Source organism: Mycoplasmoides genitalium G37 (genome assembly GCF_000027325.1).
GTDB classification, from domain to species: domain Bacteria; phylum Bacillota_I; class Bacilli_A; order Mycoplasmatales; family Mycoplasmoidaceae; genus Mycoplasmoides; species Mycoplasmoides genitalium.
In genome coordinates, this window is record NC_000908.2 from 193,224 (window position 1) to 211,371 (window position 18,148).

Consider the following 18,148-nt stretch of genomic DNA (forward strand, 5'->3'; position numbering starts at 1 on the left):
TATGATTGCTTTTGCTAAACAATACAGAGTTCACATCTCCCCCCAAAAAGCACGGTTAGTGTGCCAGTTAATTGTGGGTAAGAAGATTAATGATGCGCAAAACATCCTTTTAAATACGCCAAAGAAAGCTGCTTACTTTTTAACTAAGTTACTAAATAGTGCGATTAGTAATGCCACTAATAACCACGGGATGAGCGGGGATCTTTTGTATGTATTTGAATGTGTTGCTAACCAAGGACCTAGCATGAAAAGAACAATCGCTAGAGCCAAAGGTTCAGGGAGTGTTTTAACCAAGCGTTCTTCAAACCTAGTTATTAAGTTATCTGATAATCCCAATGAAAGAAAATTACTCTTAACCCAACAAAAGGAACTGGTGAAAAAAAGAACAATGGGTCATAAAAAAGAGAAAGCAAAGCAAAAGCAAAAACAACAATAACTATGGGACAAAAAGTAAATTCAAACGGCTTAAGGTTTGGCATTAATAAGAACTGGATCTCACGGTGAACTGCCAGTTCCAACCAACAAACAGCAACCTGATTAGTACAAGATGAGAAGATCCGTAACCTCTTTTTTATCAACTATCGCAACGCTCAGGTGTCTAATGTTGAGATAGAAAGAACCCAAACGACTGTTGATGTTTATGTCTATGCAGCTCAACCTGCTTTATTGATAGGCAGTGAAAACAAAAACATCCAAAAGATTACCAAAATGATCCAAATCATTGTGGGCAGAAAGATTAAACTTGATCTTACTATCAATGAGATCGGCTCTCCGATGTTATCAAGTAGGATCATTGCCCGTGATATTGCTAATGCGATTGAAAACAGAGTACCACTCCGTTCAGCAATGCGCCAAGCTCTAACCAAGGTTTTAAAAGCAGGTGCTAATGGGATTAAGGTATTGGTATCAGGCAGATTAAATGGGGCGGAAATTGCCCGTGACAAGATGTATATTGAGGGCAATATGCCTCTTTCAACTTTAAGAGCAGATATTGACTATGCCTTTGAAAAAGCAAAAACCACCTATGGCATTATTGGGGTGAAAGTATGGATTAACAGGGGGATGATCTATGCAAAGGGTTTAAACAGAACCCCAGCACACATCCTCCATCCCCAAAAGAAACAGCTAAAAACCCCAACTATCAAAAAAACCAATTCAGTAATAGCAAAACAAAAACTCACTGGTAGTGATATTGAAACTGCTAGTTTAAAAGCACTTACTGATAATAATCAAAACCACGAATAGTTAAGATGTTACAACCAAAAAGAACCAAATACAGAAAACCACATAACGTCAGTTATGAAGGACACACTAAGGGCAATGGTTATGTTGCTTTTGGTGAGTATGGAATTGTTGCTACTAAGGGTAATTGGATCGATGCGAGAGCAATTGAATCAGCGCGGGTTGCTATCTCAAAGTGCTTGGGTAAAACTGGAAAGATGTGAATCAGGATCTTCCCCCACATGTCAAAAACCAAAAAACCCTTAGAAGTGAGGATGGGTTCAGGGAAAGGTAACCCTGAATTTTGGGTTGCTGTTGTTAAAAAGGGGACAGTGATGTTTGAAGTTGCTAACATCCCTGAACAACAGATGATCAAAGCCTTAACAAGAGCAGGCCATAAACTCCCTGTTACCTGAAAACTAATGAAAAGAGAGGAGAACAGTTAATGACAATCGCTAAGGAGCTGAAGCAAAAGAGCAACGAAGAGTTAGTGAAACTAGTAATTAAGCTTAAGGGTGAACTCTTAGAATACCGCTTTAAACTTGCCCATGGTGAACTTGACAAACCCCATCTGATTGCCAAGGTGAGAAAGTTATTAGCAGTTGTACTTACTATTCTCACTGAACGCAAACTCAACTGACAAGTTGAAAAAGATAAGTACAAGTTACTTTCAAGAAAAACCAATGAACTTATTGTTAACAGTTGAAAGCAAAAACTATCAACTAAACCTGAATCCAAACAAGAAACTAAAAAGGCTGAAGTTAAACCTAAGGTTGAATCAAAGCCTGAATCCAAACAAGAAACTAAAAAGGCTGAAGTTAAACCTTTAAAACAAGAAACTAAAAAAGTTGAAGTTAAACCTAAAGTTGAACCAAAACCTTTAAAACAAGAAACTAAAAAGGTTGAAGCTAGGATTGAAACTAAGACTAAAGTTGAATCAAAACCTTTAAAACAAGAAGTTAAAAAGGTTGAAGCTAAAAAATCTGTTTCAAAACCCCAAAAACCAGTTAAAGCCAAAATGATTAAAACAAAGGAGAAAAAACAATAATGAAGCGCAACCAACGTAAGCAGTTAATTGGCACAGTTGTTAGCACCAAAAATGCTAAAACAGCAACTGTCAAAGTAACATCACGCTTTAAACATCCTTTGTATCACAAATCAGTTATTCGCCATAAAAAGTACCATGTCCATAACTTTGGTGAACTTGTTGCTAATGATGGTGATAGGGTACAAATTATTGAAACAAGACCCCTTTCCGCTTTAAAGCGGTGAAGGATTGTCAAAATCATTGAAAGAGCAAAATAGTTTATGGTTAGTTTTATGACAAGATTAAATGTAGCTGATAATACAGGCGCTAAGCAAGTAGGTATTATCAAAGTTTTAGGTGCTACATACAAACGTTATGCATTCCTTGGTGATGTTGTTGTTGTATCAGTTAAAGATGCAATCCCTAATGGCATGGTTAAAAAGGGTCAAGTGTTAAGAGCAGTCATTGTTAGAACCAAAAAGGGACAACAACGCCAAGATGGTACCCACCTAAAGTTCCATGACAATGCTTGTGTGCTTATCAAAGAAGATAAATCCCCAAGGGGAACAAGAATCTTTGGACCAGTTGCTAGAGAGTTGAGAGAAAAAGGTTACAACAAGATTTTAAGCTTGGCGGTGGAGGTTGTTTAATGCAAAGGATTAGAAAAGGTGATAAGGTAGTTGTGATCACTGGTAAAAACAAGGGTGGTAGTGGGATAGTGCTTAAGGTATTAACCAAGCAAAACAAAGCGATTGTTGAGGGGATCAATAAGGTTACTGTTCACAAAAAAGAACAAGTCAACAAGCGCAGCAAACAAACAAACCCAACTACTAAAGAAGCCCCTTTACCATTAAATAAACTTGCTTTATTTGATCAGAAGGCCAAACAGCAAACAATTGGCAAGATCAAATACCAAATTGATCCTAAAACCAAACAAAAAACAAGAGTCTTTAAGAAGACTAATAATGCCATTTAACTGTTATGAATAACCTTGAAAAAACCTATAAAACTGAGTTAGTTAATCAACTCCAACAACAGTTGGGCTTTTCTTCCATTATGCAAGTCCCTAAGTTAACAAAAATCGTTGTTAACATGGGAGTTGGGGATGCAATTAGAGACAACAAGTTCCTTGAATCAGCACTAAATGAACTGCACCTGATTACTGGTCAAAAACCCGTTGCTACTAAAGCTAAGAATGCTATCTCAACTTACAAGTTACGTGCTGGCCAATTAATTGGTTGTAAAGTTACTCTAAGAAATAAAAAGATGTGATCCTTTCTGGAAAAATTAATCTATATTGCTCTGCCCAGAGTAAGGGACTTTCGCGGTTTATCACTGCGCTCTTTTGATGGGAAAGGTAACTATACGATTGGCATTAAAGAACAGATTATCTTCCCTGAAATTGTCTATGATGATATCAAAAGAATTAGGGGTTTTGACATCACTATTGTCACTTCCACCAACAAAGATAGTGAAGCACTTGCTTTACTGAGAGCACTAAAGATGCCGTTTGTAAAAGAATAGATATGGCTAAAAAATCATTAAAAGTAAAACAATCCCGTCCCAATAAGTTTAGTGTACGCGACTACACCAGGTGTTTAAGGTGTGGGCGTGCTAGAGCAGTGTTAAGCCACTTTGGTGTGTGTAGGTTGTGTTTCCGTGAACTTGCTTATGCAGGAGCAATCCCAGGAGTTAAAAAAGCATCATGATAATCAATAAAGTTCCCAAAGCCCATTTTGATCCAGTTTCTGATCTTTTCACTAAGATCAACAATGCTAGAAAAGCTAAGCTTTTAACTGTTACCACCATCGCTTCTAAGTTAAAGATAGCTATCTTAGAGATTTTGATTAAAGAGGGCTATTTAGCTAACTATCAGGTGTTGGAAAATAAAACTAAAACCAAAAAACTAGTTAGTTTCACATTAAAATACACCCAAAGAAGGATATGTTCTATTAATGGGGTGAAACAGATCTCAAAACCAGGATTAAGAATCTATCGTTCCTTTGAAAAACTTCCCCTTGTTTTAAATGGTCTTGGTATTGCAATTATCTCCACTAGTGATGGAGTGATGACTGATAAAGTAGCAAGGTTAAAGAAGATTGGTGGGGAGATTTTAGCTTACGTTTGGTAAAAAATTATGTCAAAAATAGGAAATAGATCAATCAAAATTGATCCTAGTAAAGTGAGTTTAATGCAAACAACAACACTGCTTACTATTAAAGGACCATTAGGGGAAAACACCATTAAACTACCCAAAAACTTACCCTTAAAGTTTGTTGTTGAAAATGACACTATTAAAGTAACTAATAACAACAACTTAAAACAAACTAAGATCTTACACGGTACTTTCAATGCGTTAGTTAACAACGCAGTTATTGGGGTTACCAAGGGTTTTGAAAAGAAACTCATCCTAGTTGGGGTTGGTTATCGTGCTAATGTGGAAGGGCAATTTCTCAACTTACAATTGGGCTATTCCCATCCTATTAAGGAGTTGATCCCAAACCAACTTACTGTTAAAGTAGAGAAGAACACTGAAATCACCATTAGTGGAATAAAAAAAGAGTTAGTAGGTCAGTTTGCCACTGAAATCAGAAAGTGAAGAAAACCTGAGCCTTATAAGGGTAAAGGGGTACTTTACTTTAACGAAGTAATTGTTAGAAAACAAGGTAAAACTGCAGAGGGCAAGAAATAAGATGACAAGAAACGATAAAAGAAGGATTAGACACAAACGGATTGTCAAAAAGATTAGGTTAACTAACCTTAACAACAGGGTTGTACTAATTGTTATCAAGAGTTTAAAAAACATCTCGGTTCAAGCTTGGGACTTTAGTAAGAACGTTGTTTTAACATCAAGTTCCTCACTTCAACTAAAATTAAAAAATGGCAACAAGGAGAATGCTAAACTAGTGGGAATGGATATTGCAACCAAACTCATCAAACTAAACCAAAAGGATGTGGTTTTTGATACTGGGGGTAGTAAGTACCATGGTAGGATTGCTGCTTTAGCAGAAGGAGCGCGAGCTAAGGGTTTAAATTTTTAAAGCTATGAATGATCAAAAAACTACTAACACTGGCTTGTTAACTTCCACTCTTAAAACCAAGCCCAAACACAACCTTAAACCTTCCAGTGAAGCCATTAAAAAAGCAGTGTCCAAAAAGGAAGGTCATTACAAAAACAAGCGCTTTCAAAAACATAACTTTAATAACAAAAGTGAGTTTGAAGAGAGGATTGTCAAACTCAAACGGATCTCCAAAACCACAAAAGGTGGGAGAAACATGCGCTTTAGTGTCCTTGTTGTTGTTGGTAACAAAAAGGGCAAGGTTGGTTATGGGATTGCTAAGGCATTGGAAGTACCACTTGCCATTAAAAAAGCGATTAAAAAAGCCCATAACTCCATTCATACAGTAGAGATCCATAAGGGTTCAATCTACCACGAAGTGATTGGTAGAAAAGGTGCATCTAAGGTGTTGTTAAAACCTGCACCTTTAGGAACTGGGATCATTGCTGGGGGAGCGATCCGTGCAATTGTAGAGTTAGCTGGTTTTAGTGATATCTATACCAAGAACTTGGGAAGAAACACCCCCATTAACATGATCCATGCCACTATGGATGGGATCTTAAAGCAACTCTCACCCAAAAAAGTGGCATTATTAAGAAATAAACCAATTAGTGATCTATAAAAACAATGGAACTACACCAATTAAAAAGTGTCTCTAAAAGCCGTAACCACAAGTCCAAAGTGGTAGGTAGGGGCCATGGCTCGGGATTAGGTAAAACATCATCACGTGGTCAAAAGGGACAAAAAGCAAGAAAATCAGGTTTAACTAGGTTAGGTTTTGAAGGGGGACAAACACCCCTTTACCGCCGGTTGCCTAAGTATGGGGTTGCTAACAAAGGGATCTTAAAAAAAAGGTGGGTTGTTTTAAATTTGAACAAAGTTGCTAAACTCAATCTCAAAACAGTTACTAGAGCAACTTTGATTGAAAAAAAGGTAATTAGTAAAAAAAATAACCTCCCTTTGAAGTTAATTGGGAACACAAAACTCACTACTCCCATCCACTTTGAAGTGCAAAAAATCTCCAAAAATGCTTTAAATGCAGTGCAAACTAGCAAAGGTAGTGTGAAAATTATCACCTAATGCAAACTGTTTCTTCACCCAAACAAAAACTTAACTTTGGTCAAAGGTTACTAACTCTATTACAGAACCGTGACTTTATGGTGTCGCTGGTTTTAACAGTGGTACTTTTAATCTTGTTTAGGGTGTTAGCAATTATCCCCTTACCAGGGATTAGGATTAATGAGAGTGTCTTGGATAGAAATTCCAATGACTTTTTTTCACTTTTTAACTTACTTGGGGGTGGGGGATTAAACCAGCTATCGTTGTTTGCAGTTGGGATCAGTCCTTATATCTCAGCCCAAATCATCATGCAACTGCTTTCAACTGATCTAATTCCTCCACTTTCAAAGCTAGTTAACAGTGGGGAAGTGGGGCGAAGAAAGATTGAGATGATCACAAGAATTATCACCTTACCCTTTGCTTTAGTGCAAGCATTTGCTGTGATCCAAATTGCTACTAATGCAGGCACTGGTTCAAGTCCGATTAGTTTAGCTAATAGTGGCAGTGAGTTTATTGCTTTTTATATTATTGCTATGACTGCAGGGACTTATATGGCAGTGTTTTTGGGTGATACTATCTCCAAAAAAGGGGTTGGTAATGGGATTACTTTGTTAATTCTCTCAGGGATTTTATCCCAACTCCCCCAGGGCTTTATTGCTGCTTACAATGTTTTGAGTGGGATAGTAATTACTCTAACCCCACAGTTAACTGCAGCAATTAGCTTCTTTATCTATTTCTTAGCATTCTTAGTTTTACTGTTTGCCACTACCTTTATCACCCAAGCGACCAGAAAGATTCCCATCCAACAATCAGGACAAGGGTTGGTTAGTGAAGTCAAAACCTTACCTTATTTGCCTATTAAGGTGAATGCTGCTGGGGTGATCCCTGTCATCTTTGCATCCAGTATTATGTCTATCCCTGTGACCATTGCCCAGTTTCAACCCCAAACTGAGTCACGGTGGTTTGTGGAGGATTACCTATCACTTTCAACACCCGTAGGGATCTTTTTATATGCAGTTTTGGTTATCCTTTTTTCCTTTTTTTACAGTTACATCCAGATTAACCCAGAACGGTTAGCTAAGAACTTTGAAAAATCTGGCAGATTTATCCCAGGGATTCGACCGGGCAATGATACAGAGAAACACATTGCGCGGGTGTTAATAAGGATTAACTTTATAGGTGCTCCTTTTTTAACTGTTATTGCTATTATCCCTTACATTGTTTCTTATTTCATTAGGTTACCTAACTCCTTGAGTTTAGGGGGGACGGGGATTATTATTATTGTTACTGCTGTAGTTGAATTTATCAGTGCACTGCGTTCAGCTGCTACTGCTACTAACTACCAACAACTAAGGAGAAACTTAGCAATTGAAGTGCAACAAACAGCTAAACAAGATAGTCTAGAGCAGCTTCAAAAAGAAGCACCAGGGATTGGTAACCTATGGTAGCACAGTTTAATAAGTTCATTATCTTAGGACCCCCAGGGGCAGGAAAAGGTACAGTTTGTAAACTGCTTAGCAAAACAACTAAGTTAGTCCATATTGCTAGTGGTGATCTGTTTAGAGAAGCCATTAAAAACCAGAGTGTTATTGGTAGAAAGATTGCAGCAATTATCAGTCAGGGTGGTTATGTTGATGATGCCACTACTAACCAGCTTGTTTATGAATATATCACTACCAATCCATTACCAAATGGTTTTATCTTAGATGGTTATCCAAGAACAGAGAACCAGCTTGATTTTCTAAATATTAAACTAACCATTGACATGGTCTTTGAACTAGTTGTTAGTGATCTGAATAAACTGATTACACGGATTGATAACAGGGTTATTTGTAACAACTGTAACAGTGTTTATAACTTGCTTTTTCAAAAACCACTAGTTGAAAATAGTTGTGATCAGTGTTCAGCTAAACTAGTGAAAAGGAGTGATGATAACAAAGCAGTGGTCAAAGCAAGAATGGAGTTATATCAACAAACAATTCAACCAATCCACACTTACTTTTTCAACAAACAACTTTTAGTACAAATTGATTGCTTTTTACCACTAGAAGAACAACTCAAGACAATCAAACAATTTATTAGATAAAGATGATCTATCTCAAATCTGCAAATGAAGTTGCAGGGATTAAAAAAGCATGTGCAATCTTCAAAGCAGTTAAGGCATATTTTACAATTGAAAAGTTACTTGGCAAAAAGTTGGTTACCATTGATCGTTTAATCAAACAATTCATTGAACAAAAACAAGCTAAATGTGCGTTTCATGGTTATCTAGGTTTCCCTGGTTTTAACTGTCTATCGTTAAACCAAACGGTTATCCATGGAGTTGCCGATCAAACTGTTTTTAAAGATAGTGATAAACTAACGCTTGACATTGGGATAGACTATCATGGTTATCTTTGTGATGCAGCTTTCACTTTACTTGGTAATAAAGCTGATCCAAAGGCAGTAAAACTGTTAAATGATGTTGAACAAGCATTTAGTAAGGTAATTGAACCTGAGCTATTTGTTAACAATCCGATTGGTAATTTATCCAATGCGATCCAAACTTACTTTGAAAACAAGGGCTATTTTCTTGTCAAAGAGTTTGGGGGTCATGGTTGTGGGATTAAGATCCATGAAGATCCTTTAATCTTAAACTGGGGAGAGAAAAACCAGGGCGTTAGGTTACAAGAGGGGATGGTAATCTGTATTGAACCGATGGTTATGACTGATAGTAGTGAGATAACAATGGCAGCTAACAACTGGAATGTACTAACTTTAAAGAGTAAGTTTAACTGTCATGTGGAACAGATGTATCACATCACAAACAACGGCTTTGAATGTTTAACTAACTAATGAAAAACGATAAACTCTTTCTAACAGGTAAGATACTGGAAATTATCCATGGTGATAAGTACCGGGTGATGCTTGAAAACAATGTTGAGGTTGATGCACATCTAGCAGGTAAAATGAAGATGAAAAGAACCAAGATTCTCCCTGGGGATGTTGTTGAGGTGGAATTTTCTCCCTATGATTTGAAACTAGGTAGGATAACCCAAAGAAAATAATTAAAATATTATGAAGGTTAGAGCAAGCGTAAAACCAATTTGTAAAGATTGTAAGATCATCAAACGTCACCGCATCTTAAGGGTGATCTGCAAAACCAAAAAACACAAGCAAAGGCAAGGATAATGGCACGAATCTTAGGGATTGATATCCCCAACCAAAAACGGATCGAGATAGCTTTAACATACATCTTTGGGATTGGTTTGTCAAGTGCAAAAACAATCTTAAAAAAAGCAAAGATTAACCCTGATAAACGCGTTAAAGATCTGAGTGAAGAGGAACTTGTTGCGATTAGAAACGCAGCAAGCGGTTACAAGATTGAGGGTGATTTGAGAAGAGAGATTGCTTTAAACATCAAACACCTAACAGAGATCGGTTCTTGAAAAGGGATTAGACACAGAAAAAACCTGCCAGTAAGAGGACAACGCACTAGAACCAACGCAAGAACCAGAAAAGGCCCTAGAAAAACAGTGGCTAACAAGAAAATTGAAAGTAAGTAATGGCTAAGAAAAAAAAGATTAATGTTCCCAGTGGTTTGATCCATGTCTCCTGTTCACCTAACAATACCATAGTATCAGCCACTGATCCCAGTGGTAATGTCTTGTGCTGAGCGAGCAGTGGTACAGTAGGATTCAAAGGTTTTAGAAAGAAAACCCCTTACTCAGCAGGGGTAGCAGCTGATAAGGTGGCTAAAACTGTGAAAGAGATGGGAATGGGGAGTGTTAAGATGTATCTGAAGGGAACAGGTAGAGGAAAAGACACCACGATTAGAAGCTTTGCTAATGCTGGGATTACGATCACAGAAATCAATGAAAAAACCCCTATTCCCCACAATGGCTGCAAGCCTCCTAAGCGTCCGCGCTAATCAAAACAACAACTTATGGAAAAATTTTTAAAGTACGAAATTAAGGTTAACAACAACCAACCAACCAACACTAACCCTAACTATGGGATCTTTGAAGTAGCACCGTTAGAATCAGGATTTGGGATTACCATTGGTAATGCGATGCGCCGAGTGTTACTTAGTTGTATCCCAGGCGCTAGTGTGTTTGCCATTGCCATTAGTGGGGTAAAACAAGAGTTTAGTAATGTGGAGGGTGTGTTGGAAGATGTGACTGAAATGGTGTTAAACTTCAAGCAACTAGTGGTGAGAATCTCTGATCTTTTGTTTGAAGATGGGGAGATGATCGAACCACCCTTAGAAAGGTGACCAGTTTTAAAAGTTACTGCTGAAAAAAAGGGTGCAGTATATGCAAAGGATCTTGAGTGTCCAGCTGGTTTTGAAGTGATTAATAAGGACCTTTATCTCTTCTCTTTACAAAAGGACATGAAACTAACAGTCAGTGTTTATGTTAAACAGGGTAGGGGCTTTACTAGCTTTCTTGAAAACAGAGAATTGATCAATTCGCTTGGCATTATTGCTACAGATGCTAACTTTTCCCCGGTTTTACACTGTGGTTATGAAGTTCAAGAGGTGAAAACTTCCAAACAAAAGTTAACTGACCATCTCACCTTTAAGATTGCTACTAACGGTGCAATTAAAGCAGTGGATGCGTTTGCTATGGCAGCAAAGATCCTAATTGAACACTTAAACCCAATTGTAAGTGTCAATGAGTCAATTAAGAATTTAACAATTATCCAAGAGAAAGCAGAGGAAAGAAAGGTGAAATCATTTGCCAAGCAAATTGAAGAACTTGACTTTACTGTTAGAACCTTTAACTGTTTGAAAAGAAGTGGGATCCACACACTCCAAGAGTTACTATCAAAGTCATTAACTGACATTAGAGAGATTAGAAACCTAGGTAAGAAATCAGAACGGGAGATTATCAAAAAGGTGCAAGAGTTAGGTTTAAAATTCCGTTCTTAATAAAATAGAGCTATGTCATACATTAATAAAGAGGGGAAAACCACAGCTTGAAGAGTGATGACAGTGCGTCAGCAAGTGAGTGCAGTGTTAAGTTATGGAAAGATTCAAACCACTTTAAAAAAAGCTAAGAACACCCAAAAAAGGTTAGAGAAGATTATTACCATTGCTAAAGTTGATAACTTTAACAACCGCAGGGCTGTTAAAAAGTGGTTATTAAATACCAATTCATTAGATGTAGATCAACTCACAAACCACCTTTTTAAAAAAGTAGCACCACGTTTTTTAAAGCGTAATGGTGGTTATAGTAGAGTGTTAAAGTTGGGAGTTAGAAGGGGTGATAGTACTGAAATGGCGATCTTACAGCTGATAGATGCTACCAACTAAACAAGCTGCTTGTAGTTTTATTAATGTTGCTTTTTCCTATAATGAACTGCCATTAATTAGGGAACTATCTTTTAGTGTTTATGAGGGGGAATATGTTTGTATTGTTGGTCATAATGGCAGTGGTAAATCAACCATTTCCAAACTGTTAACAGGGTTATTAAAGCCCCAGGCAGGTGAGATTAAGATCTTTGGTAAAACAGTTGATTTTGATAATGTTAGTTACTTGAGAAATAACATTGGGATCATCTTTCAAAACCCTGATAACCAGTTTATTGGGATCACTGTTGAAGATGACATTGCCTTTGGGCTTGAAAACAAGTGTTTTTCAAGACAGAAGATAAAAGCCATTATTGATGAAGTTACCCTACAAACCCAAACTGATGGGTTTATTAAACAAGAACCCCATAACCTATCAGGGGGACAAAAACAACGGGTAGCAATTGCATCTGTTTTAGCACTAAATCCTGCTATTATCATCTTTGATGAATCAACTGCGATGTTAGATCCTAAAGCTAAAAAAACGATTAAGCAGTTTATGGTTAAACTAGCCAAACAGGGCAAGTGTGTGATCTCAATTACCCATGATATGGAAGAAGTTACTAAAGCTGATAAGGTGTTAGTAATGAATGAGGGCAAACTGATCAAACAAGGTAAACCTGTTGAAGTTTTCACTAGTGAACAAGAGTTACAAAAAATCCGTTTAGACATCCCTTTTTCACTCAGTCTTTCAACCAAGATAAGAGGGATCACTAGTACAATTGATTACCAAACCCTGATTAAATCAATTGCCAAGCTGTGAAAAAAAAGATAGTCCCAATTAACCCTTTAAAAGCAGATGAGATTTTAGCAGTTAGTCACTTATCATGTGTTTTTAACAGTAAAACTAACAATCCCATTAAGGTGATTGATGATTTTTCCTATACCTTTCAAAAGAACCAAATTTACTGTATTATTGGTGATAGTGGCAGTGGTAAATCAACCCTTGTTAACCACTTCAATGGGTTGATAAAACCCAACCAAGGTGATATTTGGGTTAAAGATATCTATATTGGTGCTAAACAACGCAAGATTAAGAACTTTAAAAAACTGCGAAAAACTATCTCAATTGTTTTCCAGTTTCCTGAGTACCAATTGTTTAAAGATACCGTGGAAAAAGACATTATGTTTGGTCCAGTAGCATTAGGTCAATCCAAGTATGATGCGCGCCAAAAAGCGGCTTATTATCTGGAGATGATGGGGTTAAAATACCCTTTTTTAGAACGTAATCCCTTTGAATTGAGTGGGGGGCAGAAAAGAAGGGTAGCGATTGCTGGTATACTTGCAATTGAACCAGAAATTCTAATCTTTGATGAACCAACTGCTGGGCTTGATCCTGAAGGGGAAAGGGAGATGATGCAGTTAATTAAAACTGCCAAACAACAACAAAGAACGGTATTTATGATCACCCACCAGATGGAAAATGTCCTTGAGGTGGCTGATGTGGTTTTGGTTTTAGCTAAGGGTAAACTAGTAAAAGCTGCTAGTCCATATGAAGTGTTTATGGACCAAACTTTCCTTGAAAAAACAACGATTGTTCTCCCCCCTGTGATCCAAGTGATCAAAGATCTAATTGCGATTAATGCTCACTTTAATAAGTTAATTGAGTTGCAACCAAAGAACCTAGAACAGCTTGCATCAGCAATTAACAAGACTATAGCAAACCATGGATAACTTTATTAATGGCTATATCCCAAGAAACAGCTTTGTTCACAAGCTGCATCCAACTACTAAACTAGTAATCTTTTTACTGTTAGTTATCTTGGTATTTGTACCAATTGGCTTTGTTTTTCAAAGTGTTATCTTTCTTTTTGTTACCTTTGTTTTTTTTATTGCTAAACTCCCGGGGCGGTTTTACAGTTCAGCAATTAAGTCAATTACGCTGTTATTTCTCTTGTTGTTATTTGTAAACTGGTTTACCTTTCGTGATCCAGGGTTTTATCTTACTAGTGATCAACTTAACAGTTTACCAGCCATTGATAACAGCAAGTTTAGCTTTTGAAACATTAGTTTGTTTAACTATCAAGATAATGTTTTTTCCCAGGTTTTTGCTTTTAACAGGGGTAATTTAACCAACTTAAATCAACTTGATTTTTTCTATAAAGCTAACAATGCTGATAGTTACACCAAAGTAAAGGGCATTGATAGTTTAGCAAGTATGCTAGCAAACAATGGCAATGGTTTAAGCAAAGACAAAATTCTGAGTGCTTTTTTAGATCACAATTTAAACCTTTATTTAGCGAGAAGTTGGGGGGCAAATTTTGCTGGGTTTGTTGTTGATTTTAACCCAACAACCCAACTCTTTAAACTCACCCCTTTTCTAGCAAATGCTAGTTATGTTTTAACGTTAAGAGCAGTTATCTTAGCATTCTATGTCACCCAAAAGATCCTAATTATGATCTTATTTGCAACTGTACTCACTTCCACTTCAAGTTCAGTTGAACTAGCATATGGGATTGAAAGGTTATTATGACCTTTAAAACTCATTAAAATACCTGTTAATGTCTTTGCAATGACCATTGCCATTGCCATTAGGTTTGTCCCTTCCTTGTTACTAGAATCACAACGGATCTTAAATGCCCAAGCCTCCAGGGGTTTAGACTTTCGAAATGGGGGATTTTTAGTGAAGATGCGTTCACTCTCTTCGTTAGTAGTGCCAATGGTTTCCATTGCCTTTCGCAATGCCTCTGAACTTGCTAGTGCAATGGAAGCAAGGGGTTATCACCCTGCAAAGAAGCGCAGTAGTTATAGACAATACAAAATCACTTGGATTGATATTTTAGCGTTATTTTTGGTTTTTGCTTGGTTTGTTGTGATTATCTTTTTAACTATTAGAGGAGCGGTCTTTTTGGATCTAGGTACACCAGAATGGTTATTAACAGGAAAGATTAATGAACAGGTAATCAGGGATCTGAAGGTAAGTGGCTAGGTACTTGGGGATTGTTAGTTATGATGGCAGTTACTTTAAAGGGTGAGCGATTCAACCAAACCTAGCTACTATCCAAGGTTTATTGGAGCAAAGTTTTTCATTAATCATTGGCAGAAAGATAAAGGTAATTGGTTCAGGTAGAACTGATAAAGGGGTACATGCCATCAACCAAACCTTTCATGTTGATATTAATGGTGAAATTAATCTCAATTTGTTAATTAGAAAAATTAACCAGTTGATTAAGCCCCACTGTATAGTTAAAACCTTGGTATTGGTTAACGATAGCTTTCATGCGCGGTTTCAAGTTAAAACCAAGGTGTATGAATATCTGATTAACTGTGGGAATTTAAATCCGTTGCAATTTAACTATGTTTGGCAGTTAAACCAGCAATTGGATCTTGAAAAACTCAAAGCTGATGCCACTTTATTTTTAGGTAAGAAAAACTTTCTTAGCTTCAGTAGTTCGATTCACACTGATTCAATTCGCACAATTAGTAAAATTACCATACAAAAAGAAACTAACCAACTAGTTAGACTAACTTTTTTTGGCAGTGGTTTTCTCAGGAGTCAAGTGAGGATGATAGTTGCTTGTTTAGTGAATTTAAACACTAATAAAATGGCACTTGAAACAGTTGCAAAATTGTTTGAACACCCCAAGAAAGGGAGTTGTGTTGTTAAAGCCCCTAGTTGTGGTTTGTATCTGAAAACAGTGGTATATGAAAAATAGTTACAAGTGGGATCTATCAGTTTTATTAAACAACCAAAGCTTACAAGCAAATTTTTTAAAAATTCAAACAGTTAGTGAAGCGTTAATTAAAGCTTATAACAACGGGTTGTGTTTTACAAATAAAACTAGCTTTGAACAGTTTTTAGCAATCGATGATAAGTTCACTGAACTTGAAAATCGTTACACTAACTACCTTTATAACAAGCAGAATGAAAATAACTTGGATAAGGAGGTTAATGATGCAATTTTTGCATACCAGAGTTTTAAAAATAACCATAACCTTGCTTTCAGTACACTGCAACAGGAGTTATATAACCATGAAAAACTCATTAAGGATTATTTAACTGATCCAAAGCTAGCGGTTTACAAGCGCAACTTAATGTTAGTTTTTCGCGATAAACCCCACCAACTATCTAGTCAAACCCAGAGTTTATTGAGTCAAATTAACCCTTGTTTTAACCAAGCAGAACGGATTTTTAACATCCTTTCAACTGCTGATTTAAACTTGCAACCTGTTGTTTATCAAAACAAAAAATATCCGATTAACAGTGTGAGTGATTATCAGTCCTTACTTGAAAACACTAACAGGGGGATTAGAAAAGCTTGTTATGAGAAGTGGATTGAAATTTATTGAACTAATAGAAACAGCTTAAGTTTAAGTTTGGTGGAAAATTACATCCAACTAGAGAACTTCGCTAAACTAAAGAACCATCCTAGTTACATTGCCCAAACTGCTTTTAATGATGAGATTGAAGTTGGTTTTATTGATTTTGTTTACCAACAAGTAGCTCAGTTTGCCAAAACCTTTCAAGCATTTATTCGCTTAAAAAAACAGATTTATAAACATGTTTTAAAAGTCAATAAAGTTGAACCATATGATCTTACCCTAACACTTTTTAAAACTAAAAAATCATACACGATTGAACAAGCTAAACAAGATGCACTAAAAGTTTTAGATCTACTTGGTGACAACTACATCAAGATAGTTAAAAAGGCTTTTAATGAAAACTGGATTGATTGACTAGCAGATAAAAACAAGTACACAGGGGCATATTCAATCTCCAATGTTAAGGGCTTAGAGCACTTTTTTATCTTAATGAACTTTGATAAAACCAAATCATCACTAAATACGTTGGTACATGAACTTGGTCATTCAGTTCACTCTTGGTATGCATCACAACACCAATCCCAAAACATCGATCCTACTATCTTTTATGCTGAGATTGCTTCTATTGCCAATGAACTGTTGTTGTGTTATTATGAGCTGCAACTTTATAAAAATAACCACAAGCAGTTAATTGCTAGTTTATTGAGTCAAATCAACCATTTTTTTGGCGCTACTACAAGACAAATAATGTTTTCACAATTTGAAAAAGATACGCTTTATTTAATCAGAGTTAACCAGAAACCTGACTTTAAAACTTTGATTAAAATTTATGCAAATACTGCGGTTAAATACCAAGGTTTTAAACCTGAAGTAGTTGCTAATAAACTAAAAAAGACCCAGTATCAAAAATCATTGTCACACATCATTGCTATCCCCCATTTTTATGCAGGTAACTTCTATGTTTACAAGTATGCCATTGGCCAAGTTGCAGGTATTTTAGTAGCTAAAAAAATTAATAGTGGTGATAAAAAGATGAAAGATAATTACTTTAAATTCCTCAGTTCAGGTTCTAGTTTAGCGCCACTTGAAACCATTAAACTCTTAGGGATTGACCTTACTTCACCCCAACCCTGACAAGAAGCACATAACGAAGTAAAGCGTTGGCTTAAAATTGTGAAACAAAGCTTTAAAAAACTCCAAAAATAAGTGCACCATTTTAACCGCGCTAAAAAGGCCAAGAATAACGAGTTTTTTACTTTAATTGATGAGATTGAAAACGAAGTAATTAACTACCAAAAGCAGTTTGCAAATAAAACCATTTTTTGTAACTGTAATGATGGTAAAAATTCCCATTTTTTTCAGTTTTTTCAAACTAACTTTAACCAGTTACAACTAAAAAAACTCATTGGGTTTAGTTTTAATAATCTCTCACAAGCTGACAAGTTCACTTTTGATGGAAATAAAGTAACTAAAACCAAATTAAAGGGTAATGGTGATTTTAGTTCTGATGAATCGATTGAAGTGTTAAAACAAGCAGATATAGTTGTAACAAATCCACCCTTTAGTTTGTTTCAAAGTTTCATTGATCTGTTAATACAACACAACAAGCAGTTTCTGGTTTTAGGGTTAAATGCAGCAGTTAGCTATAACCATATTTTTACCTACTTTAAAACTAACAAGTTGTGGTTTGGCTATACCGTTAATAAAACAATGAGTTTTTCAGTTAACAGTGACTATCAACTTTATAACCCCAAAACTAGTAACTTTTTTACAAAAAATGGCAAGTGTTTCCAAAAGATAGCAGGTATCTCTTGGTTTACTAATTTAGGAAAACCACATTATAACCCCTTTTTAAATACCAACTGTTTTTATAAAAACAACGAAAAAAACTATCCCAAGTTTGATTGGTATGATGCTATTTATGTCAACAAGATTAAAAACATCCCTATGGATTGAAATGGATTGATGGGAGTTCCTTTAACCTTTTTAAACTGTTACAACCCCAAGCAGTTTGAATTAGTTGATTGTCTTGCTAACCCTTATGCTACCTTAGATACATTAAAAACAAATGCCTTTGTGAAATTAAATCAGGGTGATGTGAGAAATGTTAATGGTAAAAGAAGGTATGTAAGGGTAATAATTAAAAAACAACAAATTTAGTTTTTTCAACATTTAACAACTCTGTTT

General features: G+C 36.1%; 29 protein-coding genes. All 29 read left to right on the plus strand.

What is annotated here, in order from left to right:
• The first annotated feature begins 1 nt into the window (after nucleotide 1).
• Genes rplV through MG_RS01025 form a run of 29 tightly spaced genes read left to right on the plus strand, consistent with a single transcriptional unit; the run spans nucleotide 2 to nucleotide 18,121 of the window.
• Nucleotides 2-436 carry a 50S ribosomal protein L22 gene (gene rplV / locus MG_RS00890; RefSeq protein WP_009885840.1) on the plus strand — a complete coding sequence of 145 codons (435 nt, stop codon included), beginning with the start codon at nucleotides 2-4 and terminating at the stop codon, nucleotides 434-436.
• 2 nt (nucleotides 437-438) lie between these two features.
• Nucleotides 439-1,245, plus strand: a complete 807-nt coding sequence (gene rpsC, locus MG_RS00895; RefSeq protein ID WP_009885841.1) for a 30S ribosomal protein S3 — start codon at nucleotides 439-441, stop codon at nucleotides 1,243-1,245.
• A gap of 5 nt (nucleotides 1,246-1,250) precedes the next feature.
• Nucleotides 1,251-1,667 carry a 50S ribosomal protein L16 gene (rplP, locus tag MG_RS00900; protein WP_009885842.1) on the plus strand — a complete coding sequence of 139 codons (417 nt, stop codon included), beginning with the start codon at nucleotides 1,251-1,253 and terminating at the stop codon, nucleotides 1,665-1,667.
• The gene (gene rpmC, locus MG_RS00905; protein ID WP_009885843.1) at nucleotides 1,667-2,269 is read left to right on the plus strand and encodes a 50S ribosomal protein L29; all 603 of its coding nucleotides are present in this window, start codon (nucleotides 1,667-1,669) and stop codon (nucleotides 2,267-2,269) included. Before rplP ends, rpmC begins: the two co-directional genes overlap by 1 nt.
• Nucleotides 2,269-2,526, plus strand: coding sequence for a 30S ribosomal protein S17 (gene rpsQ / locus MG_RS00910; protein WP_009885844.1), 258 nt, complete (start codon nucleotides 2,269-2,271; stop codon nucleotides 2,524-2,526). The genes rpmC and rpsQ overlap by 1 nt, the downstream gene beginning before the upstream one ends.
• Nucleotides 2,527-2,529: 3 nt before the next feature.
• On the plus strand, nucleotides 2,530-2,898 hold the full coding sequence (rplN, locus tag MG_RS00915; RefSeq protein ID WP_009885845.1) for a 50S ribosomal protein L14: 369 nt from the start codon (nucleotides 2,530-2,532) through the stop codon (nucleotides 2,896-2,898).
• The gene (gene rplX, locus MG_RS00920; protein ID WP_009885846.1) at nucleotides 2,898-3,224 is read left to right on the plus strand and encodes a 50S ribosomal protein L24; all 327 of its coding nucleotides are present in this window, start codon (nucleotides 2,898-2,900) and stop codon (nucleotides 3,222-3,224) included. The genes rplN and rplX overlap by 1 nt, the downstream gene beginning before the upstream one ends.
• A 5-nt stretch (nucleotides 3,225-3,229) precedes the next feature.
• Nucleotides 3,230-3,772, plus strand: coding sequence for a 50S ribosomal protein L5 (gene rplE, locus MG_RS00925; RefSeq protein WP_009885847.1), 543 nt, complete (start codon nucleotides 3,230-3,232; stop codon nucleotides 3,770-3,772).
• A 2-nt stretch (nucleotides 3,773-3,774) separates the two neighbouring features.
• A complete protein-coding gene (locus tag MG_RS00930) occupies nucleotides 3,775-3,960 on the plus strand; it encodes a type Z 30S ribosomal protein S14 (RefSeq protein WP_009885848.1) in 186 nt (61 codons plus the stop codon).
• Nucleotides 3,954-4,379 carry a 30S ribosomal protein S8 gene (rpsH, locus tag MG_RS00935; RefSeq protein WP_010869359.1) on the plus strand — a complete coding sequence of 142 codons (426 nt, stop codon included), beginning with the start codon at nucleotides 3,954-3,956 and terminating at the stop codon, nucleotides 4,377-4,379. The genes MG_RS00930 and rpsH overlap by 7 nt, the downstream gene beginning before the upstream one ends.
• Nucleotides 4,380-4,385: 6 nt before the next feature.
• Nucleotides 4,386-4,940 (plus strand): 50S ribosomal protein L6, encoded by a 555-nt coding sequence (gene rplF, locus MG_RS00940; RefSeq protein WP_010869360.1) that lies wholly within the window; start codon nucleotides 4,386-4,388, stop codon nucleotides 4,938-4,940.
• A 1-nt stretch (nucleotide 4,941) separates the two neighbouring features.
• A complete protein-coding gene (gene rplR / locus MG_RS00945; protein ID WP_009885853.1) occupies nucleotides 4,942-5,289 on the plus strand; it encodes a 50S ribosomal protein L18 in 348 nt (115 codons plus the stop codon).
• A gap of 4 nt (nucleotides 5,290-5,293) precedes the next feature.
• Complete coding sequence (gene rpsE, locus MG_RS00950) at nucleotides 5,294-5,929, plus strand: 30S ribosomal protein S5 (RefSeq protein ID WP_009885854.1); 636 nt, start codon at nucleotides 5,294-5,296, stop codon at nucleotides 5,927-5,929.
• Between the two features lie 5 nt (nucleotides 5,930-5,934).
• Nucleotides 5,935-6,387: a 50S ribosomal protein L15 gene (rplO, locus tag MG_RS00955; RefSeq protein WP_010869361.1), complete on the plus strand. Its 453-nt coding sequence runs from the start codon at nucleotides 5,935-5,937 to the stop codon at nucleotides 6,385-6,387.
• Nucleotides 6,387-7,814 (plus strand): preprotein translocase subunit SecY, encoded by a 1,428-nt coding sequence (gene secY, locus MG_RS00960; RefSeq protein WP_009885855.1) that lies wholly within the window; start codon nucleotides 6,387-6,389, stop codon nucleotides 7,812-7,814. Before rplO ends, secY begins: the two co-directional genes overlap by 1 nt.
• Nucleotides 7,808-8,452, plus strand: a complete 645-nt coding sequence (locus MG_RS00965; RefSeq protein WP_009885856.1) for a nucleoside monophosphate kinase — start codon at nucleotides 7,808-7,810, stop codon at nucleotides 8,450-8,452. The genes secY and MG_RS00965 overlap by 7 nt, the downstream gene beginning before the upstream one ends.
• Before the next feature lie 2 nt (nucleotides 8,453-8,454).
• Nucleotides 8,455-9,201, plus strand: coding sequence for a type I methionyl aminopeptidase (gene map / locus MG_RS00970; RefSeq protein ID WP_009885857.1), 747 nt, complete (start codon nucleotides 8,455-8,457; stop codon nucleotides 9,199-9,201).
• Nucleotides 9,201-9,413 carry a translation initiation factor IF-1 gene (gene infA / locus MG_RS00975; RefSeq protein ID WP_009885858.1) on the plus strand — a complete coding sequence of 71 codons (213 nt, stop codon included), beginning with the start codon at nucleotides 9,201-9,203 and terminating at the stop codon, nucleotides 9,411-9,413. The genes map and infA overlap by 1 nt, the downstream gene beginning before the upstream one ends.
• Before the next feature lie 10 nt (nucleotides 9,414-9,423).
• The gene (rpmJ, locus tag MG_RS02805; protein WP_009885859.1) at nucleotides 9,424-9,537 is read left to right on the plus strand and encodes a 50S ribosomal protein L36; all 114 of its coding nucleotides are present in this window, start codon (nucleotides 9,424-9,426) and stop codon (nucleotides 9,535-9,537) included.
• On the plus strand, nucleotides 9,537-9,911 hold the full coding sequence (gene rpsM, locus MG_RS00980) for a 30S ribosomal protein S13 (RefSeq protein WP_009885860.1): 375 nt from the start codon (nucleotides 9,537-9,539) through the stop codon (nucleotides 9,909-9,911). The genes rpmJ and rpsM overlap by 1 nt, the downstream gene beginning before the upstream one ends.
• Complete coding sequence (rpsK, locus tag MG_RS00985; RefSeq protein ID WP_009885861.1) at nucleotides 9,911-10,276, plus strand: 30S ribosomal protein S11; 366 nt, start codon at nucleotides 9,911-9,913, stop codon at nucleotides 10,274-10,276. Before rpsM ends, rpsK begins: the two co-directional genes overlap by 1 nt.
• A 15-nt stretch (nucleotides 10,277-10,291) precedes the next feature.
• Nucleotides 10,292-11,278 (plus strand): DNA-directed RNA polymerase subunit alpha, encoded by a 987-nt coding sequence (locus MG_RS00990; RefSeq protein WP_009885862.1) that lies wholly within the window; start codon nucleotides 10,292-10,294, stop codon nucleotides 11,276-11,278.
• Nucleotides 11,279-11,290: 12 nt separating this feature from the next.
• Entirely contained in the window at nucleotides 11,291-11,662 is a 372-nt protein-coding gene (gene rplQ / locus MG_RS00995; protein ID WP_010869362.1) for a 50S ribosomal protein L17, read from the plus strand.
• The gene (locus MG_RS01000; RefSeq protein ID WP_009885864.1) at nucleotides 11,649-12,473 is read left to right on the plus strand and encodes an energy-coupling factor transporter ATPase; all 825 of its coding nucleotides are present in this window, start codon (nucleotides 11,649-11,651) and stop codon (nucleotides 12,471-12,473) included. The genes rplQ and MG_RS01000 overlap by 14 nt, the downstream gene beginning before the upstream one ends.
• A complete protein-coding gene (locus tag MG_RS01005) occupies nucleotides 12,458-13,372 on the plus strand; it encodes an energy-coupling factor transporter ATPase (RefSeq protein ID WP_009885865.1) in 915 nt (304 codons plus the stop codon). Before MG_RS01000 ends, MG_RS01005 begins: the two co-directional genes overlap by 16 nt.
• Nucleotides 13,365-14,627: an energy-coupling factor transporter transmembrane component T family protein gene (locus MG_RS01010; protein WP_009885866.1), complete on the plus strand. Its 1,263-nt coding sequence runs from the start codon at nucleotides 13,365-13,367 to the stop codon at nucleotides 14,625-14,627. Before MG_RS01005 ends, MG_RS01010 begins: the two co-directional genes overlap by 8 nt.
• Nucleotides 14,620-15,354 carry a tRNA pseudouridine(38-40) synthase TruA gene (gene truA, locus MG_RS01015; protein ID WP_009885867.1) on the plus strand — a complete coding sequence of 245 codons (735 nt, stop codon included), beginning with the start codon at nucleotides 14,620-14,622 and terminating at the stop codon, nucleotides 15,352-15,354. The genes MG_RS01010 and truA overlap by 8 nt, the downstream gene beginning before the upstream one ends.
• Nucleotides 15,344-17,167, plus strand: coding sequence for an oligoendopeptidase F (gene pepF / locus MG_RS01020; RefSeq protein ID WP_009885868.1), 1,824 nt, complete (start codon nucleotides 15,344-15,346; stop codon nucleotides 17,165-17,167). Before truA ends, pepF begins: the two co-directional genes overlap by 11 nt.
• Nucleotides 17,168-18,121 (plus strand): adenine-specific methyltransferase EcoRI family protein, encoded by a 954-nt coding sequence (locus MG_RS01025; protein WP_010869363.1) that lies wholly within the window; start codon nucleotides 17,168-17,170, stop codon nucleotides 18,119-18,121.
• Nucleotides 18,122-18,148: the final 27 nt, after the last annotated feature.